A 26,562-nucleotide genomic window follows, 5' to 3' on the forward strand; every position below is an offset into this window, starting at 1 on the left:
ACTCGCTCCCCCTCACCCGAAGCCTCGCTTCCGCTCGGCTCCGACCTCTCCCCGCAAGCGGGGAGAGCTTAAGTACGCGAGGCCTCAGTTGCCGAGCTTTGGCAGCACCTGCTTGACGACCTGCTTGCCCTCGACGATCTCGACGAGGAAACCCTGTCTATCGATGTCGCCATTGGCGTCGAAGGTCGCGTCCATCAGGATGCCCGGCTCCTTGGCGGCGGTGATTGTGAAGCCGTGCAGGGCATCGGCGAAGCCCTTGGAATCGACCTTGCCCATCTTCTCGGTGGTGGCCTTGATCATGTAGATCGCGAGCCAGCCCTTGAGGCCGTTATGGTCTGGGACGTAGTTGTACTTCTTCACGAACTTGTCGCGGAACGCCTTGATCAGTTCGACCGGCGCGTCGGTGGTGAGGCCGACATGGCCGCGCGCGCCATTGGCCGCGTCGCCGGCGAGTTCGACGACCTTCTGTCCGACCAGCGTGGTTTCGCCGACCAGCGGCACAGTGATGCCCTGGCGTTTCAACTCCTTGAGTATGCGCGCGCTCTCTTCTTCGTTGACATAGACGAACACCGCGTCCGGCGCCGCCGACTTGATCTTGCTGACATCGGCCGCGAAATCGGCCTGGCCGGCTTCGGTGGAGAGATCGGCCGCGACCTTGATATTGTACTTGGCGAATTCCTTGCTGATGGAATCGCGCCCGCCTTTGCCGAAGTCATTGTTAACCCAAACGATGGCGACCGACTTCGCCTTCAATTCGTCGTTGATGTATTTGGCGACCTTGGGCATGGACGACTGCTGGCCAAACGACGTCCGGAACAGAAACTTGTTGCCGGTTGTCGTGAGTTCAGCGGCTTCGCCGCCCATGATTTGTGCGATGCCGGCTTCGGCGGCGAGCGGCGCGGTGACCTTCACCGAACCGGAATAGCCGGGCCCGAGCAGCACATAAGGCTCGGCGTCCAGTGCCTTCTGAACCTGGGCGCGGGCGACACCGGGGTTGGACTGCGAGTCTGCATGGGTCACTTCCAGCTTGCGGCCGAGTACACCGCCCTTGGAATTGATTTCTTCGATCGCGAGATCGATGCCGTTCTTCCAGTTGGTGCCGACGGTGGCGCCACCGCCGGACAATTCGGCGACATTGGCGAGTTTAATAGGGGCTCCGGACTGCGCGATGGCAGCACCGGTCAATACAGTCGCGAGCAGGGCGCTCGCCAAGAACACTGGCTTCATGGAATCCTCCTGTTGCTATTGTTGTGTTTGTGGGTGCGGCCTTATGAGCGGCCGCTTCATTCAGGCTGCGTTTGGTGTCGGGTACCTTTTGACCATGACGGCGTCGAAAGCAATTCCCATTTCAGTCGGTGAAGGCGCAAATCCTGTAAACAACTCAAAGGCATCGGCGGCCTGGTAGATCGCCAGATCGCGGCCGGTCATGACCGGCGCGCCTTTGGCCTTGGCCGCGTTGAGCAGCGGCGTCCACAGCGGGGAATACACGGCATCCGCAACCCACGCTTCCGCATGCAGCAGCGCATCGGGCACTGGCGTGCCGCGGTTGGGCAACATGCCGATGGGTGTGCCGTTGACGATGCCGACCGCGCCGCGAACGGCGTCATCGACGCTGTCCGCCACGCGGATGCTTTGCTTGTTGTGGAGCAGCGAAATGAGATGCCGGGCCTTGGCCGCGTCCGTATCAAAGATCCTGATCTCGGAAACGCCGAGATCAGCCAGCGCAAAGGCGATGGCCTTGCCGACGCCGCCGGTGCCGATGACCGCGACCGGGCCGTGGTTGGAATTGGCGACCAGTTGCCTGGCGGCCCGTGCAAAGCCCGTGGTGTCGGTGTTGTGGCCAGTCAGCCTGCCGTCGCGGACCACGACCGTATTGACGGCGCCGATGGCCTTGGCCCCGGGCGAGAGCTCGTCGAGTAGATCGACCACGGCTTCCTTATAGGGGAAGGTCACGTTTATGCCGGCAAAACCGAGGCGACGGACGCCGTCCAGAACGGCGTGCAAATCGCCGCGGTCGGCACCGGCGATTTCGATCAGCTGATAGTGACAGCGGGCGCCCATGGCCTCGGCGGCCCGCTCGTGCATCGCCGGTGACGCTGAATGCGCGATCGGCGCGCCGAGCAGGCCGGTGAGGAAACGTTGGCCCGTCGCCGGGGTATGGGGCGTCGAAGAGGTCATGAACGGATGGCCAATACTGTCAATCATCATCAGAAACAGGACAGAAGATAGCGCGGCGGCGATCTAACACAATTACCCTGTTATACAACAAACATAACATGATGTTATTTTTTACGGACGCGCGAGGCCGGCTTTGCAGCGGCAATTTTGTGAGAGCCGACTGCACGCATCTCGGTGCGCAGGCAGTCGATGAAATGCTCGATATGCAGTGACAGCGGCGCGCCGCGTTTCACGGCGACATAGGTATCGAACCGGGTCGGTTCGACGATGCGGATCACCTCGACGCCGGGATAGCCGCCATGGGCCACCGTGAACTGGTCGATGACCGCGATGCCCAATCCTGCCTTCACCAGGGCACAGACCGTGGTGCCAAATCTCGCCCGGATGGTGATGTCGTATTTGAGTTTATTGCGGGCGAAGATCTCCGCCATGATCCGACCGTAGGGATCGTTGGGATCGATGCCGATGAGGGGATACCGAATGATCTCCTTGGCCGACACCTGCTTGCGACCCGCAAGCTCGTGTCCCTCGGGCACGATGCAGAACAATTCGCCGGATGCCAGCGGCATGAAGTCGAGCCCGGGATGTTCGAGCCGATAGCTCATGGCGACGCAGTCGCCGCGACCGAGCAGCAGATAGTCGATCGCCTCCTCAAGCTTCAGAATGTTGATGTCGATCCGCAGGCCGGGATAACGCCGCCGCACCTGTTCGATGGCGCGTGGCACCATCACCTGCGAGATACTGGGAACCGATCCGATGCGCAGTTCCGACAGCGTTCCATGGCCGATTTTGGAGATGATCTCGGTGAGATCGTCGACTTTCTTGTAGACACCGTTGATCTGCTCGAAAATATTCTGCGCTTCAGGGGTCGGGAAGTAGCGTCCGTTCTGGCGCTGGAAGAAGCGGATGCCGAGCGACTTCTCGGTGTATTTGACCAGGCGGCTGATGCCGGGCGCGGACACATTCAGGAGCTTGGCAGCGCCGCCAATGGTGCCCGTCACCATGACGGCGCGGATCACTTCAACCTGGCGTAACGTCATCATGCGCAAGAACTCTCGTTATGCTGAATGGCGCGGATGGTGCGCCAGAATGCGCGCTCGTCTGCCCTGGATGGACATGGTACCGACCGCGTCCTGCGAACCGGGTAGCATCTTCCCCAGAGATTATCAGAACACATCTGAATTGATTCAATTTTTACCGACAGTTCGCAATCGAATTAACGCAAGTTGTAGGAGTGGATTGTAGAAGGGGCGCATTGGTCTATTTTCAGGTCAGCCCACATTCGTCGTTTCCGCCGTTGAGGTCCTATGCGCGTCGCTGTCGTCCACGATTGGCTCTACACGCTGGGCGGTGCCGAGCAGGTGCTGCGCGAGATATTGCAGTGCTATCCGGAAGCGGACGTTTTCACGCTGTTCGATGTGCTGACGCCGGAAGATCGCGCCAAGATTGGCTTCAAGAAGGCGCGTACCAGCTTCTTGCAGAAGATGCCGTTCATCCGCAAACGTCATCGGTCATACTTGCCACTCATGCCGATCGCGATCGAGCAGTTCGATCTGTCAGGTTACGACCTGGTTATTTCCAGCAGCTATGCGGTGGCCAAGGGCGTGATCACCGGCCCGAACCAGCTCCACGTGTCCTATGTGCATTCGCCGATGCGTTATGCGTGGGATCTGCAGCACGCTTATCTGAATGAAAGCGGTTACACCGCTGGCATCAAGAGCGCGTTGGCGCGAGCACTGCTGCACCGCATCCGGATCTGGGACGTGCGCACGGCCCATGGGCCGGACGCCATGCTGGCGAATTCCAATTTCGTCGCCAAGCGGATCAAGAAGGTCTATGGCCGCGACGCCAAGGTCATCTATCCGCCGGTGACCATGTCGAAGCTGCCGCCCGATCTGCCCACGGGGGACCACTTCCTCGCGGCAAGTCGTCTGGTGCCCTACAAGAAGATCGAAGCCGTGATCCAGGCCTTTGCCGAACTGCCGGATCAGAAGCTGATCGTTGCAGGCGACGGCCCGGATGCGGAGCGGTTGAAGGCGATCGCCGGCCCGAACGTGACATTCGTCGGCTTCGTCAGTGATGAGAAGCTGCGCGAATTGATGGCGACGGCGCGTGCCTTCGTCTTTGCCGCCGAGGAAGACTTCGGGATCATCGTTGTCGAAGCGGAATCCGAGGGTGCGCCGGTTCTGGCGTTCGGCCGCGGCGGCGCGCGAGAGACGGTCTCGGCCTCTCCGGAATTGCGCACCGGCATGTTTTTCGATTCCAACGAGCCGAAGGCGATTGCGGAATGCGTCCGTGCCTTTGTAGCGAATGAAAGCTCATTTTCGCGTGCTGACTGCCGGATGCAGGCCGAGAAATTCTCGGCTGAGCGTTTCCGCAACGAACTGATGTCATTTGTGAACGACCACATGCGGACATTCAGCGGTGAGCGGCGGCGCAATCGCGATGGCAGTTCGCCGGATGCGGCGGGCTTCAAGCGGCGTTGGAGCGATGCCAAGGATTCCGCCCGAAGCGAATAGGCATCTGCCGTTACGATGACGCCCGCGACGCGGGGCCTCTGTAATCCGGAAACCGCGACAGCATGGCGGTCTTCAGGAACTTGAAGTGCGAGATGCTGACAGCAAGGTCGCGCAACCGGCGCTGGCCGTTTGAAATTTCGGTCTCGAACAGGTCCAGGTGATCGCTGTCGAGCTTCTCCCGCGTCAGATACTCATCGTCCCCATTGCCGAAGGTCACGGCCGCGCGCGCCAGCACATCGTCGACGCGGCGGGTGAGGCCGGCCTGCTCGGCTTCGGCATTGCTGAGTGCGCTATCGAGGGCCGAAAGGACGTAATCCAGCCGCTCGCGATCAGTTTCGGCATCGCGTTCAGCCGAACGCGCCCTGAACTCACGCTCGCCGACAAGGCTGCGAAGATAGTTCTGGGCACGAGCCCGCAGGAACATCTGGAACATGCCGTATCCGGTCCAAGCGCGCGCGGCGGTATGCCGCGCAATGGCGCAGCTTGGCCGATTATGGTGATCAATCGGTTAAGAAATCGGATACCTGATCAGGCGGGCTTGCAGAACATCGCGATCGCCAACTCGATCCGCGTGTTGAGCATGCGCCGGTTGAGGCGATAGCTGTTATCCGCCATCAGCCTGAAGTGATCATTGGCGAACACGATTCCGAGCAGCATTTCGGAGACCTGCTTGATGGGCTGATCGCGCAGCTCGGACCGGAGCGTCACGCGCTTAAGGGCCTCTACCACGTCCTTGGCGCCCAGTTCGAAGATGACCTCGGCGAAGATGCCGGCGATATCCGGGGAGAGCAGGCGCTCGCTGATGATCAGCCGATGCAGTGCTATTTCGTCGGGTGCTAGCGCGATATCGACGATGTGCTTCAGGGATAACCTTAACCGGTCGATCGGCGTACCCTTGGTTTCTACGTGACTGAAACGAACCTGCGGCAGGCTGCCCAGCAGCATCGCGCGGAACAGCTCGCTCTTGCTGGCGAACATCTTGTAGAGCGTTTTCTTCGACATGCCGGCGGCGCCAGCGATGTCATCCATGGTGGTCGCCGCGAAGCCCTTCAACGTGAAGGTTGCTTTGGCTACCGTGAGCAGATGCTCGGTGCGTTCGTCGGATGGCGAAGCCGAAGTGCTCGATGCGGCAGGACTCGCCGGCGGCAGACGCGTTGCCTGCGACAAAGTGCCATCGCGATTCTTCCTCGCACTTGCTGGTGCAACCATTGCGCATCGATCCTGTTAACCGAGGCCGTCTCACAAACGCTTGAGCAGCGACTTCCCCCGCTGTATAGCGCTTGACTTCCCGAAAGGAAACTACCAAGTTTCCTGTACGGAAACCGAAGAGTTTCCACATATTTCCAACGGCGACGTCGTCCGCGATTTGCGCGGATGCCGGACGCCGTTTTGCATTGGTGAACTGATGACGAGTCTTGGATTTGTGCGCCCTTTCGCCCTGGTTGGCCTGCTGGCGCTCGCGGGATGTGGCGAAGCGAAGAAGGAAGCTGCGACTCCGCCGGCGCCTGAAGTTGGCGTCCTGGTTCTGAAGACGCGGGAGGCGCCGGTCTCCACCGTGCTTCCCGGCCGGGTCAATGCCTATCAGGTCTCGGAAGTGCGGCCGCAGGTTACGGGAATCCTGCAGAAGCGAAACTTTGTCGAAGGTTCGGAAGTGAAAGCAGGCGATCTTCTCTATGAGATCGACCCGGTTCAATATCAGGCTGCGCTCGAAAGCGCGGAGGCTGCGGTTCTGAAGGCGCAAGCCAATCTCGTGAGCGTGCGGCTCAAGGCCGAGCGCAAGACGCAGTTGCTCAAGACCAATGCTGCCAGTCAGCAGGATGTCGACGATGCCGTCGCCACCTTCAAGCAGGGCGAAGCCGATCTCAAAGCTGCCGAGGCCAATCGCGATACCGCGGCAATCGCGCTTGACCGCACGAAGGTAACCGCCTCGATCTCAGGTCGCATCGGAAAGTCGTCGATCACGCCGGGGGCCTTGGTCACCGCGAGCCAGGCCAGTGCGCTGACCACGATCCAGCAACTCGATCCGATTTATGTGGATCTCGATCAATCGACCTCGGAAATGGAGCGGCTGCGCTCGCAGCTTCAGAGCGGCCGGTTGAAGCAGCCGGATGGTCGTGTCCAGATCGAGCTGTTGCTGGAGAACAGCAAGACTTACGACCAGAAGGGCAAATACAGCTTCACCGATTCCAGCGTGAATGAGGCGACCGGTTCGGTCAGCACCCGCGCCATCTTCGCAAATCCAAACCGTGCGCTATTGACTGGCATGTATGTGCGTGCGCGCGTTGTAGCCGGTGTCGATCCCACTGCGATCATGATCCCGCAGCGTGCGGTGTCGCGTAATCCGCTCGGGCAAGCGACCGCCATGTTCGTCGACAAGGACGGCAAGGTCGAGCAGCGCATTATCGAAGTCGCTCAGGCGATCGGCAACAACTGGCTTGTCGAACGCGGCGCTGCCTCGGGTGATCGCGTGATCATCGACGGATTGCAGAAGGTCAAGCCGGGCGCCAATGCCCGGACTGTCGAGGTGACCGTCGATCCCGCCACCGGCCTGACCCTCAATCCCGGCAAGCAGGCTGACGCGGGCCCCGACGCTGCGCCCGCGGCCCGCAAGGAATAACGGGCATGTCGCATTTCTTCATCAAACGGCCGATCTTTGCCTGGGTCCTTGCGATCCTGATCATGTTCGGTGGCCTGCTGGCCATTCTCGGGCTGCCGATCGCCCAGTACCCGCAGATCGCACCGACGGTGATCACGATCTCCGCGACCTATCCGGGCGCCAATGCGCAAACGGCGGAGAACTCGGTGACCAAGGTCATCGAGCAGAACATGACTGGCGTCGACTATCTGCAATATATGTCGTCCTACTCGACCTCGACCGGCACCGTGCAGATCTCGATCACCTTCAGCAACGAGGCCAATCCCGACATCGCGCAGGTGCAGGTGCAGAACAAGCTGCAGCTTGCGATGCCGCTTCTGCCGCAGGTCGTGCAGCAGCAGGGCCTGCGCGTGGTGAAGTCGTCGTCGAGCTTCCTGATGGTTCTCGGCTTCGTCTCCGAAGACGGCAGCATGACCGCCAGCGACATCGCGGATTATGTGGCGAGTTCGATCAACGAGCCGATCAGCCGCGTCTCCGGTGTGGGCCAGGTGCAATTGTTCGGTGCCGAATATGCGATGCGGATCTGGCTCGATGCCGACAAGCTCGCGAAATACAATCTGATGCCGGGCGATGTCACCGCGGCCATCACAGCTCAGAACATCCAGGTGACCGCCGGCCAGCTCGGCGGTCTCCCGGCAGTCGGTGGACAGCAGCTCAATGCGACGATCACGTCGCAGAGCCGGTTGCAGACGATCGAACAATTCAACGACGTCATCCTGCGGACCAGCACGTCTGGCCAGACGGTTCGTATCAAGGATGTCGCTCGCGTCGAACTCGGCTCCAAGAGTTATGACGCCGTCGCGCGCTACAATGGCAAGCCGGCGGCCGGCATGGGCATCAGCCTGGCAACCGGTGCCAATGCGGTGGCCACATCCGAGGGTGTGAAGGCGCGCATTAATCAGCTCACGGCGAATATGCCGGCGGGGCTGAAGGTGATCTACCCTTATGACACGACGCCATTCGTGAAATTGTCGATCGAGAAGGTCGTGCACACGCTGTTCGAGGCGATCGTGCTCGTCTTCATCGTGATGTTTGTTTTCCTGCAGAGCTGGCGGGCGACCATCATCCCGACCATTGCCGTGCCGGTGGTTCTGCTCGGCACTTTCGGCGTGCTGTCGATTGCCGGATATTCCATCAACACGCTGACCATGTTCGCGATGGTGCTCGCCATCGGCCTGCTTGTCGACGACGCCATCGTCGTGGTGGAGAACGTCGAGCGCGTGATGGAGGAAGAGGGCCTGTCGCCGCGCGAGGCGACCGAGAAGTCGATGCACGAGATCACCGGCGCGCTGGTTGGCATCGGCGTCGTGCTGTCGGCGGTGTTCATTCCGATGGCCTTTTTCAGCGGCTCTGTCGGCATCATCTATCGGCAATTCGCACTCACCATCGTGTCGGCCATGGTGCTATCGGTGCTGGTGGCGATGATCCTGACGCCGGCGTTGTGCGCGACGATTCTGAAAAAGCCCGAGAAGGGTCATGGCCAGAAGCGCGGTTTCTTCGGCTGGTTCAATCGCACTTTCGATCGCACAGCGAGTGGCTATGAAAAGACCACGGGCGCTGTGGTACGGCGGCCCGCCGCTGCCTTGATCGCTTTCGTCGCCGTTGTCGCCGGCATGGTGCTGCTATTCGTCCGGTTGCCGAGCTCGTTCCTTCCCGACGAAGACCAAGGCACGCTCATCTCACTGATCCAGCTACCGGTGGGCGCCACCGCCGGCCGCACGCTCGATGTGATCAAGCAGGTCGAGCATCAATTCATGGAGAATGAGAAGGACACCGTGCAGGGCGTGTTCGCCGTGCGTGGTTTCAGCTTCGCCGGGCAGGGCCAGAATGTCGGTCTCGCATTCATCAGCCTGAAGCCGTTTGCGGAACGTGCGGATCACGCGAAGTCGGCGCAGGCCATTGCCGGGCGTGCAATGGCAGTGTTCTCGAAGATTCGTGACGCGATGGCCTTCACCGTGTTGCCGCCGTCGCTGCCGGGCTTCGGCAATGCCAGCGGCTTCGACTTCTATCTGCAGGACTCCGGCGGTGCCGGCCACGAGGAGCTGCTAAAGACCCGCAATCAATTGCTCGGACAGCTTGCAGGCGACAAGCGTGTCGCGCAGTCGCGGCCGAACGGACAGGATGATACGCCGCAATTCAATCTCGATATAGATCAGCCGAAAGCCACGGCGCTTGGCATCAACCTGACCGACCTCAACACGACGCTGTCGGCGGCGTGGGGCGGCTCTTATGTCAACGACTTCATCGACCGCGGCCGCGTGAAACAGGTCTACGTGCAGGGCGACGCGCCGTTCCGGATGGGGACGACCGATATCGGAAGATGGTATGTGCGCAACGGGTCGGGCTCGATGGTGCCGTTCACAGCTTTCGCGAGCGAGAGATGGAGCTACGGCTCGCCGCGCCTCGAGCGTTACAATGGCGTGGCGGCCGTGCAGATCCAGGGACAGGCGGCACCCGGCACCAGTTCGGGCACCGCGATGACAGCGGTCGATGAGCAGGTGAAGAAACTGCCGGCCGGCTATACGCATGAATGGACCGGACTGTCGTTTCAGGAGCGGCTGACCGGCAGCCAGACGCTTTATCTCTATGCGATTTCGGTACTGATCGTGTTCCTCTGCCTCGCGGCCCTCTATGAGAGCTGGTCGATCCCCTTCGCCGTGATGCTGTCCGTGCCGATCGGCATCCTTGGAGCGCTGGCGGCGGCCACGATGTTCGGGCAGGCCAACGATGTCTATTTCCAGGTCGGTCTACTCACGACGATAGGCCTGTCCGCGAAAAACGCGATTCTGATCGTGGAGTTTGCTATCGAGCAACAAGCGGCGGGCAAGTCGCTGGTCGAGGCGACGTTGCACGCTGCACGGCAGCGTTTGCGCCCGATCCTGATGACTTCGTTGGCCTTTGTTCTCGGCGTGCTGCCCCTGGCGATGGCGACGGGCGCAGGTTCGGCCAGCCAGAATGCCATCGGCATCGGCGTCGCGGGCGGTATGGTCACCGCGACGGCGCTCGGCATCTTCTTCGTGCCGGTGCTTTATGTGTTGGTGCAGCGCCTGTTTCCGGGCCGCAAGAAGGACGAAAAGGGCCAGGCGCAGGAGCACGCAGTGGCATCGCCCGCGGAGTAACCGCGTCATGCTCGGCATTCCGGCCGGCTTATAGCGGTCACCGGGGAATTCCGGCTATCCTCCGAAAAATGAGAGGGATGGAAAAAGATGCCGCTGTCTTCGGGTGACCACCGCGTGATCAATGACCCCAGCGGCAAAACGAGTGCTGCGCGCTTTGCGGAAACCATCCGGCCGCGGCTGTCGGTGCCTTTGGTCGCAGCGCCGATGTTTCGCGTGTCAGGCCCGGAACTCGTCATTGCGGCGTGCAAGGCTGGCGTGATCGGTTCGTTTCCGACGGCCAATTGCCGAACCGATGATGAACTCGATGGCTGGATAGCGCGCATTCTCGGCGCGCTCGGGCCGGACGACGCGCCGTTCTGTCCGAATCTCATCATTCGTCGCGAGACCTTGCAGGATGATCTGGCGACGGTGATCCGGCATGGCTGCGAGATGGTGATCACCAGCGTCGGACCGCCGGATGCGGTCGTCGGCCCGCTGCATGAGGCAGGCTGTATGGTGTTTGCCGATGTAGCTTCGATCCGGCATGCGAAGAAAGCCATTGCAGCGGGAGTCGATGGGCTCGTCTTGCTGACGGCGGGTGCCGGCGGGCAGACCGGCTGGGTCAACGGTTTTTCGTTCGTGCGTGCGGTTCGCTCGTTCTGGGAGGGGCCGGTCGTGCTGGCCGGCGGTGTGTCGGACGGGCAGGCGGTGTTTGCCGCCGAGGTGCTCGGCTGCGATCTCAGCTATATGGGTACCAAGTTCATTGCCACCGAGGAGAGCATGGCAGTGGACGAGTACAAGCGGATGCTCGTCACGTCCGAGCTCGACGATGTCCTGCTGTCACGGGCTTTCACCGGCCTGGAAACCAATACGCTGGTTCCCTCGATTGTCGCCGCGGGCCTTGATCCGAAAGATCTGCCGACGGACATGACCAAAGAACGCGCCGATGCGCTCTATGGCCGGCAGGCGACGTCCGGGGTCAAGCGATGGCGTGACGTCTGGAGCGCAGGCCACTCTGTCTCAGGTGTTGCTGCAATCGAGCCCGTAGCGAGGCTGGTTGCCCGCACGCGCGATGAATATGAGACTGCGCGTTCGACGACACGGCGTTCGCCCGCGGGGCCAGTGCGCTAGGAGTGAAGCATTCGCGCCCGGCGCAGGGTTTCGGACGGCAATTCCGCAAAGTGGCGCTTGTAGTCGAGCGAGAACTGGCTGAAGTGCCAGAAGCCCCACTTCACCGCGATATCGTACACACCGATCTGCTCATCGATGCATTGCTTGAGTTCGCGGCGCACGCGGTTGAGCCGAACCGCTCGGAGATAGTGGATCGGATTGCTGCCGAGTACGTCCTGAAAACAGTAGTTCAGCTTGCGGCGGCTGGCGCCGACGCCCTTGCAGACATCGAGGATCGACATCGGCTCGTCCGGCCGCGCGAGCATCAAGGCGCAGGCGCGTTCGACCAGACGCTTGCGCGCATTGCCGCCGCGTAGGTCGTCGCAGGGCTGCAGCGTCGGCAACAGATCGATGATCTCTGATAGCAAATTGTCTTCGAGATGCTGACGGGCGGCAATGTCGTCCAGAATTTGCGGTGTCTGTGCGACGACCTGGTGCGCATAGACCAGCAACTGCCGGACGCGGTCGATCGCATCCGGGTCCGTCTTCAATTCCCTCAACTGATGCCAGAGGCCGTCGGGCAGTTCGATCTGCAAAGCAGCCAGTGTCTTTTCCATCAGCGCCGCGTCCATCACGACCCCACGCAACTCGAACTCCGGCGGTGTGCACATGTCGACTTCTGCATCGAAGCACGTGATGACGTTGCCCGGCGACATGCAGGCGCCGTTGAAATTGATGTCGGTCTGGGTATTCCACGGTAGCGCGATGCCGAAGCTGTCGGAGCCGAGTAGTCCGTATTGGCGCACTTTCTGGCTTGTGGTTTCCCTGAACACCTGAAGTCCGGGCAGCCGTACCTCGGTGAAAGTGCCGCGAAAAGCGCCGCAACTGATCTGATCGTAATCCAGCCGCCAGCGGCCGAGATTGGCGCAATGCGTATCGACGTCATCGCTCGCGGTGTCGAATAGCCAGGAATCCGCAGCTATTGCAGCGCTTCCACCAGCAGAGACATCAGGAGACAACAACATGCCGGATCCACTCTTGGCCGCTCAATCAGGGTGCAGATGTTAATCTAAGCAAAGCCTATGCCAGTCCCGCCGGAAAGGCATGGGCTGATTTTCGGAAGATTTGCCGATTCTTGATAACGGCCGAACCGCCCTCCGCAGATGATCCCACGTCCGAATTGCCCGCCGGGTCGGTTGGTTCGCCATCATGCTGCAGTGCCATACGAGGTCGAGATGAAGCCAAGTGACGTCATGAAGGGTGCGCCTCCGTCGACCGAGGCGCTGGTGACCCGGTTTAATTGGCGGAAGTACCCCCACAGCCAGTGGAGCTTTCGCAATACGCGGCAGGTGTTGCCGACGGCGGATATCCGACGCTCCTCAACGCCGAGCGCACTGACGTCGTCGGTTCGCGATCTCACCACGGTGGCCTTTGTTGCCGACGGAAAGCAGACAACGGTCGCCGAAACGCTGGCGCAGACCTACGCGGACGGATTGCTGGTGATGCAGCACGGCAAGATCGTCAGCGAATGGTACGGCGAGGGCATGACCCCGCATACGCCTCATCTGGTGTGCTCGGTCAGCAAATCGATTTGCGGCACGCTGGGAGGCGTGCTGGTCGAGCGCGGTCTGCTTGATCCCGATAAGCTGATCACCCACTACATTCCGGAAGTCGCCGCGTCGGTCTATGGCAGCTGCACGGTCCGCAACCTGCTCGATATGACGGTCGCGATCAAATTCGACGAGGACTACGACGATCCGGAAGGAGATGTCGTCAAATATCGCCTCTGCAACGGCTGGGATGTTCTGCCGAATGGTACTGCGCAGGGCGACCAGCGCAGCTTCCTTGCGACGCTGCGGCCGAATGGCGGGCCGCACGGCAAGGTGTTTCACTACGTGTCCACCAATACCGACGTGCTGGGCTGGGTCTATGAGAAGGCCTGCGGCAAGCCCTATGCGCAGATTCTTTCAGAATATATCTGGGAGCCGATGGGCGCGGAAGACGACGCCTATATCACGCTCGATACACATGGCGCGTCGCGCTCCGCAGGAGGCATCTGTGCGACATTGCGCGATCTCGCCCGCTTCGGCGAGATGATCCGTAATCGCGGTCTCGCCAATGGCATGCAGGTTGTGCCGGGTGGCTGGATCGACGATATCCATCTCAATGGCGACACGCAGGCCTTTGCGAATGGCGATCTCGCCTTCGTTTTCCCGAGCGGTCGCTATCGCGCATGTTGGTACACCATCGATCCCGCACGGCTCGATCTGGCGGCCGTCGGCATCCATGGCCAGTGGATCTATATCGATCCCACCACGGATACGGTGATCGTCAAGGTCGCGGCACAGCCGAAGCCGATGGATATCGCCATCGACCATCGCTGGCTCGCCGCGTTCCGTGCCATCGGCGAAACGCTGTCCAAATCTCCCGTCTGACGTTTTCGCATCACTCTCATTGCCTGGAGACCGCCATGTTCAATGATTTCAGCCGTCGTTCGTTGCTCAAGGTCAGCGCCGCCGCTCTTGCCGCAGGCATGATGCCGCCTATCGCGCGCGCACAATCAAGCAAGGTCATCCGCGCTGTCATGCACGCGCCGCTGCGTGCCACCGATCCCTTGATCAACACCGCATGGACCGGCCGCAACCACGGCCTGAACATCTATGACACGCTGTTCTCCACCGACTCGAAATTCCAGATCCGACCGCAGATGGTCGAGGCCTATGAGATATCGGCCGACAAGCTGAGCTATACGTTCAAGCTGCGCTCCGGCCTGAAATTCCACGACGGCGCGCCGGTGACGTCGGCCGACGTGATCCCGTCGCTGCAGCGCTGGGCCAAGCGCGACACCATGGGCTCGCGGATGATGGGTTTCGTCGCGGAGCTGAAGCCTGTCGACGAGCGTACGTTCCAGATGGTGTTGAAGTCCCCCTATGGTCAGGTCCTGCAGACACTAGCCAAGCCGTCCAGCATCATGCCCTTCATTATGCCGGCGCGCCTAGCGGCGCAGGCGCCGGATCAGCCGGTGACGGAGTTCGTCGGTTCCGGCCCGTTCCGCTTCATCGCGTCGGAGTTTCGGCCGGGCAACCGCGCCGTCTATGAGCGCAACGCGGATTACGTCTCGCGCGACGAGCCGTCCGACGGCCTCGCCGGCGGCAAGATCGTCAAGATCGATCGCTACGAGTGGATCAGCATGCCGGACTTCCAGACGGCAGCGAATGCGCTGATCAATAAGGAGATCGATTTTCTCGAAGCCGCGCCGCACGACATCCTGCCGTCGTTGATTGCCGCAAAGGACGTTACCGTCGCCGACTACAATCCACTCGGCTTCATGTCGGTGGTGCGCATGAACTGGCTCACGGAGCCGTTCAACAAGCAGGAAATCCGGCAGGCCGTGATGTATGCCAGCGACCAGGCCGATTGGCTCGACGCGCAGGTCGGCAATCCCGAATATTATCAGGCCTCCGCTGCAATGTTCGGCGTCACCACGCCGCTGGCAAGCGAGGTTGGCTGGAACACCAAACCGGATATCGCACGCGCCAAGGATCTCCTGAAGAAGGGCGGCTACAAGGGGGAGAAGGTCGTGATGCTGCAGGGCACGGACTCGCCGTTGCTGTCCGGCTCCAGCACCGTCACCGCGCAGAAACTCCGTGCCGTCGGCATGAATGTAGAGGTGCAGACCATGGACTGGGGCTCGCTGCTGGCGCGCCGCGTCAAGCAGGATTCGACCGCCAATGGCGGCTGGTCGATGACCCATTGGGTTACGACCACGACTGAACTGATGAACCCGCTGGCTAGCACGGTGCTTGACACCCGCGGGAAGAATGGCGGTTTCTTCGGCTGGCCGGAAGACACCGAGATCGAAAGCCTGCGCAACAAATTTGCGCTAGAGCCTGAGGCCGCCGCCCAGAAGACCGTCGCCGAGGCGATCCAGAAGCGCGCCTATGATGTGATGACGCATATACCGGGCGGCCAGTTCCGTCAGCCGGTGTCGCACAGCAAAGCGCTCAAGGACATCGTGAGGGCGCCTGCGCCGCTGTTCTGGAACGTCGAGAAGACGGCATAACACGATGGCAGTCGCCGGCGTCCTCCTGAAGCGATCCGTATCGGTGATCCCCGTGCTTGCGGTGGTTGCGCTGATTGCGTTCCTTCTTTTGCGCTTCTCGTCCGGCGATCCCGTGGCGCAGCTTGCCGGCGATAATGCCGATCCGGCAGCGATCGCCGCGATCCGCGCGCGGCTCGGCCTCGATCAACCATTGCCGGTGCAGTTCCTGCACTGGCTGTGGCGGCTTCTTCAGGGTGATCTCGGGATCTCCATCGTCTCAAATCAGCCGGTCTCGACGCTGATCGCCCAGCGCGTCGGTCCGACATTCGCCGTCTCGCTCACCACCATCATTTTCTCGGTGCTCGTCGGCGTGCCGATTGGTGTGCTCGCGGCATGGCGTCGCGGTGGCTGGTTCGATCGTTTCGCTATGTGGACCTCGGTGACCGGCTTCGCTGTCCCGACCTTCGCCATCGGTTATTTCTGGATCTATCTGCTGTCGATGCAGCTCGGCCTGTTTCCCGTACAGGGCTATGCACCGCTGTCCGAAGGAATTGGCCGGTTCTTTTGGCACCTCGCGCTGCCGACGCTGACGCTCAGCCTCGTCTATGTCGCGCTCATCGCCCGTGTCGCACGCACCAGCCTGCTCGAAGTTCTGAACGAGGATTTCGTCCGCACCGCACGCGCCAAGGGCCTGCCGGAGCGCATCGTGGTGTTCAAACATGCGCTGCGCAATGCCGCGGTGCCCATCGTTTCCATCGTCGGTATAGGCGTGGCGCTGCTGATCGGCGGCGTTGTCGTCACCGAGAGCGTATTCAATCTGCCCGGCCTCGGTCGTCTCACCGTCGACTCGGTTCTGGCGCGTGACTATCCGGTGATCCAGGGCATCATCATGGTGTTCGGCGGCGCCTATGTGGCGATCAATCTCCTGGTCGATATCAGTTACACATTCTTCGACCCGAGGATCAGCGCGCAATGACCGCCACCACCGTCATCGCGCCTGCATCTTCGCCCGTCGATGTGTGGACCTTCGCCCGCAAGCTGCTGCGTAACCGGGCGATCCTGTTCGGTCTCGGTGTTCTCATCCTGCTCGCTTTGGTCGCGGTTTTCGCCAGTGCATTGTGGACTGTGGACCCGGCTGCGCTCAAGCCGCGCCTGCGGCTGCGTCCGCCGAGCGCGGTCAACTGGCTCGGCACCGACAATCTCGGCCGCGATATCTGGAGCCGGCTGATCTATGGAAGCCGTGTGTCGCTGATTGTGGGCGCGGTGGTGGCCGTTATCGCAGTCATGGCCGGCAGTGCGCTTGGCCTGATCGCGGGCATGGTGCGCTGGATCGACAATGTGCTGATGCGCATGATGGACGGTATGATGGCGATTCCCGCGATCCTGCTGGCTATTGCGCTGATCGGCGGGCTCGGCGCCAATCTCGTGACCATCTGTATCGCCATCGCCATTCCCGAGATCCCGCGTGTGGCACGTATGGTACGTAGCGTCGTGTTGACGGTACGCGAGGAGGCCTATGTCGAGGCCGCCGTCAGCATGGGCGCGCGGCTGCCAGTGCTGGTTATCAGACATATCGTTCCCAATATTCTTGCGCCTCTGATCGTGCAGGCCACCTATATTGCCTCATCGGCGATTCTGATCGAGGCCTCGCTGTCCTTCCTCGGCATCGGCATGCCCGACGAGATTCCGAGCTGGGGCAACATGATGGCCGATGCGCGGCTGTATTTTCAGATCAGGCCCGGCCTGATGCTATTCCCCGGTATCTGCATTGCGCTCACCGTGCTCGGCATCAATCGGCTCGGCGACGGCCTGCGTGACATGCTCGATCCTCGTCTGGCGCGTTCGGTGGGAGGCGTCAAATGAGCGAGGCCGTCCTGGAAGTCGCGGGTCTCACTGTCGGGCTGACTCATGATGCCGAGGCACGCCGTATCGTCCGAGATATCAATGTCACCGTGCCGCTCGGGCAGATCGCCTGCGTCGTCGGTGAATCCGGCTCCGGCAAGTCAGTGACGGCTTTCAGTGTCATGGGCCTGCTCCCTGAAGGACTGAAGCCTGTCGCCGGCTCGATCAAGCTGCTTGGCGAAGAGCTGATTGGGGCAACGGACGACCGGATGCGCGAACTACGCGGCAGCCGTATCGGTATGATCTTTCAGGAGCCGATGACGGCGCTCAATCCGGTGATGACCGTGCGTGAGCAGCTTGCCGAACTGATCGAATGGCATTCCGAAAAGCGGCATCCCAAGGCCGAAGTCGACAAGCGCGTTCTCGCAGCGCTGGAAGACATGCTGCTGCCCAATGCCGCGCAGATGATGCATGCCTATCCGCATCAGATCTCCGGTGGTCAGCGCCAGCGCGTGATGATCGCCATGGCGATGCTGCTCGAACCGATCCTGCTGATCGCCGACGAGCCGACCACGGCGCTCGATGTCACGACGCAGAAGCAGATCCTGGTGCTGATCAAGGATCTGGTGAAACGCAAGAATATCGGCGTGCTCTTCATCACCCACGATTTCGGCGTCGTTGCCGATATCGCCGATCAGGTCGTGGTGATGCAGAAGGGCGTGGTCGTGGAGAGCGGCAGCGCCGACGCTGTCCTCAAGAATCCTACGCAGCCTTACACACGTCTGCTGATCGATTCCGTGCCCAAGGGCATTCGCAAGTCCGCCGAGATTCGTGACCCGTCGCCGTCGGTGCTGGAGGTCAAGGCACTGAAGATGACCTATGGCCATCGCGGTTTCTTTGGCCGGGGCCGGGTGACGCAGGCGGTCAAGGAGGCCGCATTCACTTTGGGCCGCGGCGAAATCCTCGGCGTGGTCGGTGAGTCCGGTTCCGGCAAGTCGACGCTGGCGCGCTGCGTGTCGCGGCTGATGAAACCCACATCGGGCGAGATCAGCCTGCTTGGCACCGATATCGCGCGCGCATCCAACGAGACGCTGCGTCCGCATCGCCGCTACATTCAGGTCGTGTTTCAGGATCCTTATCGGTCGCTCAATCCGCGCCTCTCGGTCGGACGATCGCTGATCGAAGGAGTCGTCAATTTTGGAGCGACGCCCGAAGTCGCGCGCGCCAGGGTCGCGACACTGCTGGAGCTTGTCGGCATGGATACGCAGATCCTCGATCGCTTCCCGCATGAATTCTCCGGCGGTCAGCGCCAGCGCATCTGCATTGCGCGCGCACTGGCCTCGGAGCCGCAAATCCTGGTCGCGGACGAGGCGGTCTCGGCGCTCGACGTCACTGTGCAGGCGCAGGTGCTAAAACTGTTCGCGGATCTGCGCAGCCGGCTTGGTCTCGCGATGCTGTTCATCACCCATGATCTCCGCGTTGCCGGTGAGCTGTGCGACCGCATCATGGTGATGAAGTCCGGCGAGATCGTCGAAAGCGGCCCGACCGCCGACATCTTCGACAATCCGCAGCATCCCTATACCCGTGAATTGTTTTCGGCGGCCCCCGGCCGCGAGCGACTGCAATGAATGCTTTTGACGCCCAATATTTTCCAATCCCTCGCGGCGCCAAGCGCCTTCAGGAGTTCTGCCTATGACGGTCATGACCAAGATCGAGAGCGATGCGATCGTTCAGCCAACGGCTGCGCCGGTGCCGTTCCATCCGCTCAACCCGCTCTCGCTCGATGAAATCGGCGCGGCCTGCGATCTCGTAAGGAGAGATGCCAAACTGTCGGCGCGGGCTCGCTTTCCAATCGTGCGGCTGGAAGAGCCAAGTAAGGCTGATCTGCGCGCCTATGCCAGTGGCACGTCGCTTCCGCGCTTCGCCTTCATCGTCGTGCTGGACTCCGCAACCGGCGCATCGACCGAATACATCGTCGATTTGACCGCCAGCAAGATCGTCGAAAGCAAGCTGCTGCCGAATTCCGAAGCGCCCTATGGTCAGCCACCGGTGATGATCGGTGAGTTCATGCTGTGCGAGCAGATCGTCAAGTCCGACGAGGGCTGGCGTAACGCGATGCGCCGTCGTGGCATGTCCGACAAGGATATGGAGATGGCGCAGGTCGATCCGTTCTCGTCGGGCTTTTTCGACCGCGATTTCGAGCGTGGCCGCCGCATCGTGCGTGCCGTCGCGTTTTTCCGCGAGGACATCAAGGACAATGCATACGCGCATCCGGTCGAGGGTGTCGTGGCCGTTGTCGATCTCATCCATCAGAAGGTGGTCGATCTGCTTGATGACGAGGTCGTCATTCCGATCCCGAAGAAAAAGCGTAATTACGGCGCCCATGAGAACACCAATCCGCGCACCGACATCAAGCCGCTGAATATCGAGCAGCCGGAAGGTCCGAGCTTCAAGGTCGATGGCTGGAATGTGGAGTGGCAGAAGTGGAGTTTTCGCGTTGGTTTCACGCCGCGTGAAGGTCTGGTGCTGAACCAGCTGGCCTATCAGGACGGCGACAGGAAGCGCTCCATCATCCACCGCGCCAGCGTCACCGAAATGGTGGTGCCTTACGCCGATCCGACGGCCAATCATTACTGGAAGTCAGCTTTCGATGCCGGCGAATATGGCCTGGGTATGCTCGCCAACGCGCTGGAGCTCGGCTGCGATTGCCTCGGCAACATCCATTATTTCGATATCCCGGCGGCCGATGAGCAGGGCAAGCCGTTCACCATGAAGAATGCGGTCTGCATGCATGAAGAGGATTACGGCATCCTCTGGAAGCACTACGAATTCCGCAACGGGCTGTTTGAAGTGCGCCGCTCGCGGCGCCTCGTCATTAGCTTCTTCGCGACGGTTGGAAACTACGACTACGGCTTCTACTGGTACCTCTACCAGGACGGGACCATCCAGCTCGAGGCCAAGCTCACCGGCATCATCCAGACGGCTGCCGTTGCACCCGGCCAGAAATATGCCTGGGGCGGCATGGTCGATGAAAATCTTGGCGGTCCCACCCATCAGCACTTCTTCAATGTCCGCATGCATATGGATCTCGACGGCGGCGGCAACACCGTGACCGAGCATGAATTCGCGCAGCGCCCATGGGGCACCGACAATCCTCATGGCAATGCGTTTGATCTCAAGAGCCGCACGCTGTCGCGCGAGCGCGATGCGGCAGCGATCGCCGACGGCCAAAGCGGCCGTTACTGGAAGGTCACCAACCCGAACAGCAAGAACAGCGTCGGCAATCCCACCGGTTACAAGCTCTCCGTGATGCCGAGCCCGCTGATGCTGGCGCAGGAAGGCAGCTTCGTGCGCAAGCGCGGCGGCTTCGCCACTAGGCATGTCTGGGTCACGGCCTACGATCCCGCCGAAAAATACGCCAGCGGCGATTACCCGAACGTCCATGCCGGCGGCGATGGCCTGCCGCGCTACATCGAGCAGAATCGCAATATCGAGAACACCGACATCGTGTTGTGGCACTCGTTCGGCCACACCCATGTCTGCAAGCCCGAGGATTTTCCGGTGATGCCGGTGGAGTATGCCGGTTTCATGTTGAAGCCGAATGGCTTCTTCACGGCGAATCCGGCGCAGGATATCGCGCCGGAGCGCAACGGCCGCAGCGTTCTGAGCTCCGAAACGTCCACGGGAACTGTCGCCAGCTCGTGCTGCCACAAGTCCTGAGGCCATGACCGGGAGGCACGCATTATGATCTGCTGCCTCCTGGCCCTGCTCGCGGCATTGCCCGGCGTTGCGCTGATCCGGCGCTTGAAGGCCGGTCGTGGGTCACGCGCGCATTACGTTCAAATTTGCACGGCTGGGTTGCGGCGCGATGTCGTATTCGCGGTAGCGGCTGCCAGTCTCATTGTTGTCATAACGGCTACCGCACTGCCGATTCACACGCTAAACCACACGCCATCCCCGCGCGCCTGGGGGCCGATCTGCTCGGCGCTCGACCGCATCTCTCCCGCCTCATCGCGCGATCTGCGCCAGGCGGCTTCGTACCGATAGAGGACTCTCATGCGTGATTTCATGGCCGTTGCCCGTTCCGTCGCCGTTGCCGAGCACGGGATGGCCGCAACCTCGCATCCGTTGGCGACGCTGGCCGCGGTGGAGATGCTGAAATCAGGCGGCAATGCCATCGATGCGGCGCTGGCGGCGGTCGCCGTGCAATGCGTGGCCGATCCCGCGATGACGGGCATCGGCGGCGATTGTTTCGCCCTCTATTCGCCGAAGGGCGGCGCGCCGATCGCGCTGAACGGCTCCGGCCGTACGCCGGCCAAGATCGATTCCGAGAAATATGCAGCATCCGGTGACCGCGACATTCCCGAGACCTGTGTCGAGACCGTCACCGTGCCAGGCGCCATCGATGCCTGGTGCACGCTGAGCAAGGATCATGGCTCGAAGCCGCTGGCCGACGTGTTTGCCGCAGCCATCGATGCCGCCGAGAACGGCTTCCTCATCACCCCGCGCGTGTCCGCCGACTGGGCCAAATGGCGCCGCAAGCTGGAACTGCATCCCGACGCGACCGCGCAGTACCTGCCGGGCGGCCATGCCCCCGCGGTCGGCGACAAGCGCGTCCAGCCGGCGCTCGCTGCCACGCTGCGCCGGGTCGCGCGCGAAGGCCGCAACGGCTTCTACCAGGGTCAGGTAGCCGACGACATCATCACCACGCTGCGTGCCGTTGGCGGCGCGCACGAGGCCGATGATTTCAACGAGCAGCGCTCCGACTATGTGACGCCGATCTCGGCCAATCATCACGGCTATGATGTCGCCGAATGCCCGCCGAACGGCCAGGGACTCGCCGCACTGATGATCCTGCGCGTGCTGGCCGGCTATGACATCGCCAATCTGAGTGAGGCCGACCGTATCCATGTTCTCGCGGAGGCGACCAAGGCGGCCTATCGCACGCGCGATGCCTATTTCTGCGATCCTGCCTATGGCCAGGTCGATGTCGAGCGCTTCCTGTCGGACAAATTCATCGGCGACCTCCGCGCCAAGATCGACATGAAGCACGCTTCGCCGGAAGAGCATTGGGACTCGGTCATCCACAAGGACACCGTCTATCTGACCGTGGTTGACCGCGATCTCAACGCCGTGTCCCTGATCAATTCGCTGTTCGGCCCGTTCGGCAGCGGCATCTATGCAAAGAAGTCCGGCGTGCTGCTGCATCACCGCGGCTGGAGTTTCCGCGCCAAGCCCGGCCACGTGAATTCGCTTGGCCCGCGCAAGCGGCCGATGCACACGATCATCCCGGGCATGCTGATGAAAAACGGTCGCGCGGTGATGCCGTTCGGCGTGATGGGCGGCCATTATCAGGCCACCGGCCATGCCCAGTTCATATCCGATGTGATCGACCGCAAGATGGACATCCAGGCCGCTGCCGAGGCGCCGCGCTCGTTCGCGACCAACAACCTGCTGCAGCTTGAAAAGACCATCCCGGAAGCGGTGCGCAACGATCTGGCCGCCCGCGGCCATACGCTGCAGATGATGGATACCGGCATCGGCGGTTGCCAGGCCATCCAGATCGATTACGAGCGTGGCGTGCTGCTCGGCGCCTCGGACCACCGCAAGGACGGCCTCGCGCTCGGCTTCTGATCGATCAGGACAAGGCGCGAGGGCGAACTTCAGGTCCCATCGCGCCGTGACTGGTCCGGAGTTCGCCAGTCTTCTACCGATAAGCTCGAGTTTTCTGCATCCAGCGGAAGAGGCTCTGCGCCTGGCGGACATGCGTGCGATTGGTAACTGCCGGTTAACTCAGTTAGATTTTGACCGAGTTCGCCGATGAAAATTTCAGACTTTGGCGGTATCGGGTGCTTCGGGGAGAAGCGACGTGGTCAAATTCTGGAGATCAATTTTCGTAGGCGTTCCGGACCATGTCCGGATCGAACTCATCGACATGCTCTTCCAGACGCGTGTGCCGCTCTCGATCGCCGGCTTCACACTGGCCATCGTCTCGTGTCACGTTGCCATTAGTTCTGCAAATCCATGGTTCTACGGGTTGAGTGCAGCCGGAGTGATCGTCACGATCTTCCGCGTGGCCACCGAGGGCGTCTATCATCGCAGCAAAGGTCAACGCAGCTTCACCATCGCCGCGGCCGAGCGATGGGAGCGGCTTTACGCGTGGAGCAGCTACGTCTTTGCAGGATTGATCGGCCTGCTTGGCGCAGCGACTTTCTGGGCGAAGAATCCGGCTCATCAACTCCTGGCGACCGCGTTGGTGTTCGGCTATGCGGCCGGCATCGTCTGTCGGATTTCCGTCCGGCCGGGGATCGCATTGCCTGCCTTGATGCTGGTCGCCTTGCCGACGGCGTTCGCGGCGCTCGCCCGCGTCGATAGCAATCTGGCTTTCTATGCGGTGATCCTGATCGCGTTCCTGCTCGGCAGCTTCGAGACCGTGCGTTTTATCTATCGGCAGAATATCGAGCAGATCTCGCTCAAGCACGAATTCTCGACCCTCGCGCGGCACGATGCGCTGACGGGCCTGGCCAATCGGCTTGGCTTTCAGGAGCGCCTCGCGATCATCGCCGCGCGCGCCAGGGCGGTGGGCTGTCTCATTGCCGTTCACAGCGTCGACCTCGATCGGTTCAAGGAGGTCAACGACGTGCATGGCCATCCGGTAGGCGATGCGCTGCTGCAGGCGGTCGCGAGCCGGCTCAGCGGAATTTTGCGCGACGGCGACTTCGCGGTGCGCATGGGCGGTGACGAATTCGTCGTGGTGCAATCCGTCGTCGGCAATCGCGAGGAGGCCATGTTGCTGGGCCGCCGCATCATTCGGACGCTCTCGGAGCCGTTCGTCATCGATGACCTGGAACTGACGGTTGGCGCCAGCGTCGGCATTGCTATTGGCCGCGAGGGCGACGACCCCTGCGATCTTACGCCTGCCGCGGACCGGGCGCTTTACGCCTCGAAAGCCAGCGGTCGAAACCGTGTGACGTTTGCCAAGCCGGTGGATGCCGAGACAATCGCGCGGGCAGGCTAGCGTCCACGCAATGAGCGTGGGCTGAACCGCGCCAGATAAGATTTTCTGCAGATCGGAAAGCTGACAGCGCATCGACGGGATCCGCGCTAGCGGGTTGACATGCGCTAGATGTGTAATGTTATAACGTTACATACGAGAAGAGCCCAATGTCCCGCACCCTCAAAAGACTGTTCGATCTCGATGCAAAAACTCCCCGTCACAGTCTTGTCCGGCTTCCTCGGGGCTGGAAAGACAACTTTGCTAAACCATGTGCTGAACAACCGTCACGGCCTGAAAGTGGCGGTGATTGTGAACGACATGAGCGAGGTGAACATCGATGCGGCCCTGGTTCGCGATGGCGGTGCCAACCTGTCGCGGACGGATGAGAAGCTGGTCGAGATGACCAATGGCTGCATCTGCTGCACGCTGCGCGACGATCTGCTCAAGGAAGTGCGGGCGCTCGCCGAAAGCCGGCGGTTCGATTACCTGCTGATCGAATCCACCGGAATTGCAGAGCCGCTGCCGGTGGCCGCGACTTTCGATTTCCGCGACGAGAACGGCGACAGCCTGTCGGACGTGGCGCAGCTCGACACCATGGTGACGGTGGTCGATGCGGTGAACCTGTTGAAAGACTATTCCTCGACCGACTTTCTGCAGGACCGCGGCGAGGCCCTCGACGGCGACAAACGCACGCTGGTGGATCTGCTGGTGGAGCAGATCGAATTCGCCGATGTCGTGGTGCTCAACAAGGTCAATGACGCCACGCCCGAGCAATGCAACAGCGCGCGCAAGATCATCTGCGCGCTCAATCCCGACGCCGATATCATCGAGGCGAATTTTGCCAATGTGCCGTTCGACCGCGTGCTCGATACCGGCCGTTTTGATTTTGAAAAGGCGCAGCAGCATCCGCTCTGGCACAAGGAGCTCTATGGTTTTGCCGACCACGTGCCCGAGACCGAAGAATACGGCGTGACGAATTTCGTCTATCGCGCGCGGCGGCCGTTCGATCCCGTGAAGTTTCAGGCCTTTCTGCGCGAGAGCTGGGCCGGCGTGATCCGTAGCAAGGGGCATTTCTGGCTGGCAACGCGGCCACAATGGGTCGGCGAACTCAGCCAGGCGGGCGCCATCGTGCGTACCGAAGGCATGGGATTCTGGTGGGCCAATGTCCCCGTTGATCGCTGGCCGGACGATCCGTATTGGCGGCAGTCCCTGAAGAAGAACTGGAACGAGATCTATGGCGACCGGCGACAGGAGATCGTCTTCATCGGTTCCGACATGGATGAGAGCGACATCCGCCGCCGGCTCGATGCATGCCTCGTGCCCGGTAAGCCGGGCATGGATATCGCCGGCTGGGCGAAGTTCGCCGATCCGTTTCCGCCGTGGAAGCGAGCCGACGAGATGGCATCCTCGTGACGCATCAAGTCGCCGTCAGCGGCGCGTGACGCAGCACCTGGAAGCGCGACGTCGCAGATGTCTGGCGGAAAAGGCCGATGCGGTCGATCCGCACTGAGGTGAGATCAAGTGTCGCGAACCGCTGCTGCAGTATCGCCAGCACCGCTGTGCTGCGCTCGGGCGCAAGCCGTCCGGTCAGTGTCATGTGAAAGCGGAAGTCGTCGCGCACATAGGGATAGCCGAAACGATCCAGCTGCTCGACCTGCCGCGGCGTCAGGTTCTCCGGTTTGCGGCGCGCGCGATCGTTGGGCGTCATCGGTGCGCGGAACACCTCGAATCCCTCAACGCAGGCCTGAGCCAGTGTGGAAAGTTCAGCAGAGGGGGCATCCGGCACCACAGCCGTGAAGCCGCTGATGATACGAACCACAGGCGAGATTTCCGGGATGGCGCGGGGCATTCGCGCGAAGTCATCGAAGGCTGCGATCAGGTCGGCTTCGGTGGCTTCCGCCGCCAGCGAAAATGGTGCCTTCAGCGTGGCGTGAAAGCCGTATTTGCGCGGATCCTTGATGACAGCCGGCCAGTCCGGCGCCTGCATGATGAGGTCGCCGGGAACCAGCACGTCATTGCCGGTGAAGGGATCGTAGCCGAGGATTTTAGCGCCGAAGCGGGAGAGGGCGCTGTCGGCATCGGGGGCGTAATAGATCGCGTAACGCGGGAATTCACTCATG

Annotated in this window: 20 protein-coding genes; 13 read left to right on the top strand and 7 right to left on the bottom strand. The window is 61.5% G+C overall.

Annotation, left to right across the window (positions count from 1 at the left end; genetic code table 11):
* Window positions 1–84: 84 nt before the first annotated feature.
* The 3 genes from AB8B20_RS25935 to AB8B20_RS25945 form a co-directional block, all read right to left on the bottom strand.
* Window positions 85–1,227: an ABC transporter substrate-binding protein gene (locus AB8B20_RS25935; RefSeq protein ID WP_089262041.1), complete on the bottom strand. Its 1,143-nt coding sequence runs from the start codon at window positions 1,225–1,227 to the stop codon at window positions 85–87.
* A gap of 60 nt (window positions 1,228–1,287) precedes the next feature.
* Entirely contained in the window at window positions 1,288–2,178 is an 891-nt protein-coding gene (locus tag AB8B20_RS25940) for a shikimate dehydrogenase (RefSeq protein WP_439073128.1), read from the bottom strand.
* Window positions 2,179–2,282: 104 nt separating this feature from the next.
* On the bottom strand, window positions 2,283–3,221 hold the full coding sequence (locus tag AB8B20_RS25945; RefSeq protein ID WP_068733475.1) for a LysR family transcriptional regulator: 939 nt from the start codon (window positions 3,219–3,221) through the stop codon (window positions 2,283–2,285).
* 264 nt (window positions 3,222–3,485) lie between these two features.
* Between AB8B20_RS25945 and AB8B20_RS25950 the strand changes: the two genes are divergently transcribed.
* The gene (locus AB8B20_RS25950) at window positions 3,486–4,697 is read left to right on the top strand and encodes a glycosyltransferase (RefSeq protein ID WP_093759432.1); all 1,212 of its coding nucleotides are present in this window, start codon (window positions 3,486–3,488) and stop codon (window positions 4,695–4,697) included.
* 10 nt (window positions 4,698–4,707) lie between these two features.
* Here AB8B20_RS25950 and AB8B20_RS25955 read toward each other — a convergent pair whose 3' ends face one another.
* On the bottom strand, window positions 4,708–5,130 hold the full coding sequence (locus AB8B20_RS25955) for a hypothetical protein (protein ID WP_184513628.1): 423 nt from the start codon (window positions 5,128–5,130) through the stop codon (window positions 4,708–4,710).
* A gap of 95 nt (window positions 5,131–5,225) precedes the next feature.
* Window positions 5,226–5,906, bottom strand: a complete 681-nt coding sequence (locus AB8B20_RS25960; protein ID WP_439073127.1) for a TetR/AcrR family transcriptional regulator — start codon at window positions 5,904–5,906, stop codon at window positions 5,226–5,228.
* 196 nt (window positions 5,907–6,102) lie between these two features.
* On the opposite strand from AB8B20_RS25960, the gene AB8B20_RS25965 reads away from it, so the two are divergent.
* From AB8B20_RS25965 to AB8B20_RS25975, 3 genes are all read left to right on the top strand, one after another.
* Entirely contained in the window at window positions 6,103–7,314 is a 1,212-nt protein-coding gene (locus AB8B20_RS25965) for an efflux RND transporter periplasmic adaptor subunit (RefSeq protein ID WP_439073126.1), read from the top strand.
* Window positions 7,315–7,319: 5 nt separating this feature from the next.
* A complete protein-coding gene (locus AB8B20_RS25970; RefSeq protein ID WP_439073125.1) occupies window positions 7,320–10,472 on the top strand; it encodes an efflux RND transporter permease subunit in 3,153 nt (1,050 codons plus the stop codon).
* Window positions 10,473–10,559: 87 nt separating this feature from the next.
* On the top strand, window positions 10,560–11,582 hold the full coding sequence (locus AB8B20_RS25975; RefSeq protein ID WP_439073124.1) for an NAD(P)H-dependent flavin oxidoreductase: 1,023 nt from the start codon (window positions 10,560–10,562) through the stop codon (window positions 11,580–11,582).
* Here AB8B20_RS25975 and AB8B20_RS25980 read toward each other — a convergent pair.
* A complete protein-coding gene (locus AB8B20_RS25980; RefSeq protein ID WP_439073123.1) occupies window positions 11,579–12,586 on the bottom strand; it encodes a helix-turn-helix domain-containing protein in 1,008 nt (335 codons plus the stop codon). The genes AB8B20_RS25975 and AB8B20_RS25980 overlap by 4 nt on opposite strands.
* 210 nt (window positions 12,587–12,796) lie before the next feature.
* Between AB8B20_RS25980 and AB8B20_RS25985 the strand changes: the two genes are divergently transcribed.
* The 9 genes from AB8B20_RS25985 (at window position 12,797) to zigA (ending at window position 25,855) form a co-directional block, all read left to right on the top strand.
* The gene (locus AB8B20_RS25985; RefSeq protein ID WP_439073122.1) at window positions 12,797–13,996 is read left to right on the top strand and encodes a serine hydrolase domain-containing protein; all 1,200 of its coding nucleotides are present in this window, start codon (window positions 12,797–12,799) and stop codon (window positions 13,994–13,996) included.
* Window positions 13,997–14,031: 35 nt separating this feature from the next.
* A complete protein-coding gene (locus AB8B20_RS25990; RefSeq protein ID WP_439073121.1) occupies window positions 14,032–15,624 on the top strand; it encodes an ABC transporter substrate-binding protein in 1,593 nt (530 codons plus the stop codon).
* Between the two features lie 4 nt (window positions 15,625–15,628).
* Complete coding sequence (locus AB8B20_RS25995; RefSeq protein ID WP_439073120.1) at window positions 15,629–16,579, top strand: ABC transporter permease; 951 nt, start codon at window positions 15,629–15,631, stop codon at window positions 16,577–16,579.
* Window positions 16,576–17,466, top strand: a complete 891-nt coding sequence (locus AB8B20_RS26000; RefSeq protein ID WP_439073119.1) for an ABC transporter permease — start codon at window positions 16,576–16,578, stop codon at window positions 17,464–17,466. Before AB8B20_RS25995 ends, AB8B20_RS26000 begins: the two co-directional genes overlap by 4 nt.
* Complete coding sequence (locus AB8B20_RS26005; protein ID WP_439073118.1) at window positions 17,463–19,073, top strand: dipeptide ABC transporter ATP-binding protein; 1,611 nt, start codon at window positions 17,463–17,465, stop codon at window positions 19,071–19,073. The genes AB8B20_RS26000 and AB8B20_RS26005 overlap by 4 nt, the downstream gene beginning before the upstream one ends.
* Window positions 19,074–19,146: 73 nt before the next feature.
* Window positions 19,147–21,165: a primary-amine oxidase gene (locus AB8B20_RS26010; RefSeq protein ID WP_439074038.1), complete on the top strand. Its 2,019-nt coding sequence runs from the start codon at window positions 19,147–19,149 to the stop codon at window positions 21,163–21,165.
* Between the two features lie 336 nt (window positions 21,166–21,501).
* Window positions 21,502–23,079, top strand: coding sequence for a gamma-glutamyltransferase family protein (locus AB8B20_RS26015; RefSeq protein WP_439073117.1), 1,578 nt, complete (start codon window positions 21,502–21,504; stop codon window positions 23,077–23,079).
* Between the two features lie 235 nt (window positions 23,080–23,314).
* Entirely contained in the window at window positions 23,315–24,463 is a 1,149-nt protein-coding gene (locus AB8B20_RS26020) for a diguanylate cyclase domain-containing protein (protein WP_439073116.1), read from the top strand.
* Between the two features lie 180 nt (window positions 24,464–24,643).
* Window positions 24,644–25,855: a zinc metallochaperone GTPase ZigA gene (zigA, locus tag AB8B20_RS26025; protein ID WP_439073115.1), complete on the top strand. Its 1,212-nt coding sequence runs from the start codon at window positions 24,644–24,646 to the stop codon at window positions 25,853–25,855.
* Between the two features lie 4 nt (window positions 25,856–25,859).
* Here the strand turns inward: zigA and AB8B20_RS26030 are convergent, their stop codons facing one another.
* Entirely contained in the window at window positions 25,860–26,561 is a 702-nt protein-coding gene (locus AB8B20_RS26030) for a DUF1045 domain-containing protein (RefSeq protein ID WP_439073114.1), read from the bottom strand.
* Window position 26,562 lies beyond the last annotated feature (1 nt).

The organism is Tardiphaga sp. 866_E4_N1_4 (genome assembly GCF_052076075.1).
Classification (GTDB): Bacteria; Pseudomonadota; Alphaproteobacteria; order Rhizobiales; family Xanthobacteraceae; genus Tardiphaga; species Tardiphaga robiniae.

Coding starts and splice junctions, on each gene's coding strand:
- AB8B20_RS25935 (WP_089262041.1), bottom strand. CDS start 1,227: ATGAAGCCAGTGTTCTTGGCGAGCGCCCTGCTCGCGACTGTATTGACC.
- AB8B20_RS25940 (WP_439073128.1), bottom strand. CDS start 2,178: ATGACCTCTTCGACGCCCCATACCCCGGCGACGGGCCAACGTTTCCTC.
- AB8B20_RS25945 (WP_068733475.1), bottom strand. CDS start 3,221: ATGATGACGTTACGCCAGGTTGAAGTGATCCGCGCCGTCATGGTGACG.
- AB8B20_RS25950 (WP_093759432.1), top strand. CDS start 3,486: ATGCGCGTCGCTGTCGTCCACGATTGGCTCTACACGCTGGGCGGTGCC.
- AB8B20_RS25955 (WP_184513628.1), bottom strand. CDS start 5,130: ATGTTCCAGATGTTCCTGCGGGCTCGTGCCCAGAACTATCTTCGCAGC.
- AB8B20_RS25960 (WP_439073127.1), bottom strand. CDS start 5,906: ATGGTTGCACCAGCAAGTGCGAGGAAGAATCGCGATGGCACTTTGTCG.
- AB8B20_RS25965 (WP_439073126.1), top strand. CDS start 6,103: ATGACGAGTCTTGGATTTGTGCGCCCTTTCGCCCTGGTTGGCCTGCTG.
- AB8B20_RS25970 (WP_439073125.1), top strand. CDS start 7,320: ATGTCGCATTTCTTCATCAAACGGCCGATCTTTGCCTGGGTCCTTGCG.
- AB8B20_RS25975 (WP_439073124.1), top strand. CDS start 10,560: ATGCCGCTGTCTTCGGGTGACCACCGCGTGATCAATGACCCCAGCGGC.
- AB8B20_RS25980 (WP_439073123.1), bottom strand. CDS start 12,586: ATGTTGTTGTCTCCTGATGTCTCTGCTGGTGGAAGCGCTGCAATAGCT.
- AB8B20_RS25985 (WP_439073122.1), top strand. CDS start 12,797: ATGAAGCCAAGTGACGTCATGAAGGGTGCGCCTCCGTCGACCGAGGCG.
- AB8B20_RS25990 (WP_439073121.1), top strand. CDS start 14,032: ATGTTCAATGATTTCAGCCGTCGTTCGTTGCTCAAGGTCAGCGCCGCC.
- AB8B20_RS25995 (WP_439073120.1), top strand. CDS start 15,629: ATGGCAGTCGCCGGCGTCCTCCTGAAGCGATCCGTATCGGTGATCCCC.
- AB8B20_RS26000 (WP_439073119.1), top strand. CDS start 16,576: ATGACCGCCACCACCGTCATCGCGCCTGCATCTTCGCCCGTCGATGTG.
- AB8B20_RS26005 (WP_439073118.1), top strand. CDS start 17,463: ATGAGCGAGGCCGTCCTGGAAGTCGCGGGTCTCACTGTCGGGCTGACT.
- AB8B20_RS26010 (WP_439074038.1), top strand. CDS start 19,147: ATGACCAAGATCGAGAGCGATGCGATCGTTCAGCCAACGGCTGCGCCG.
- AB8B20_RS26015 (WP_439073117.1), top strand. CDS start 21,502: ATGCGTGATTTCATGGCCGTTGCCCGTTCCGTCGCCGTTGCCGAGCAC.
- zigA (WP_439073115.1), top strand. CDS start 24,644: ATGCAAAAACTCCCCGTCACAGTCTTGTCCGGCTTCCTCGGGGCTGGA.
- AB8B20_RS26030 (WP_439073114.1), bottom strand. CDS start 26,561: ATGAGTGAATTCCCGCGTTACGCGATCTATTACGCCCCCGATGCCGAC.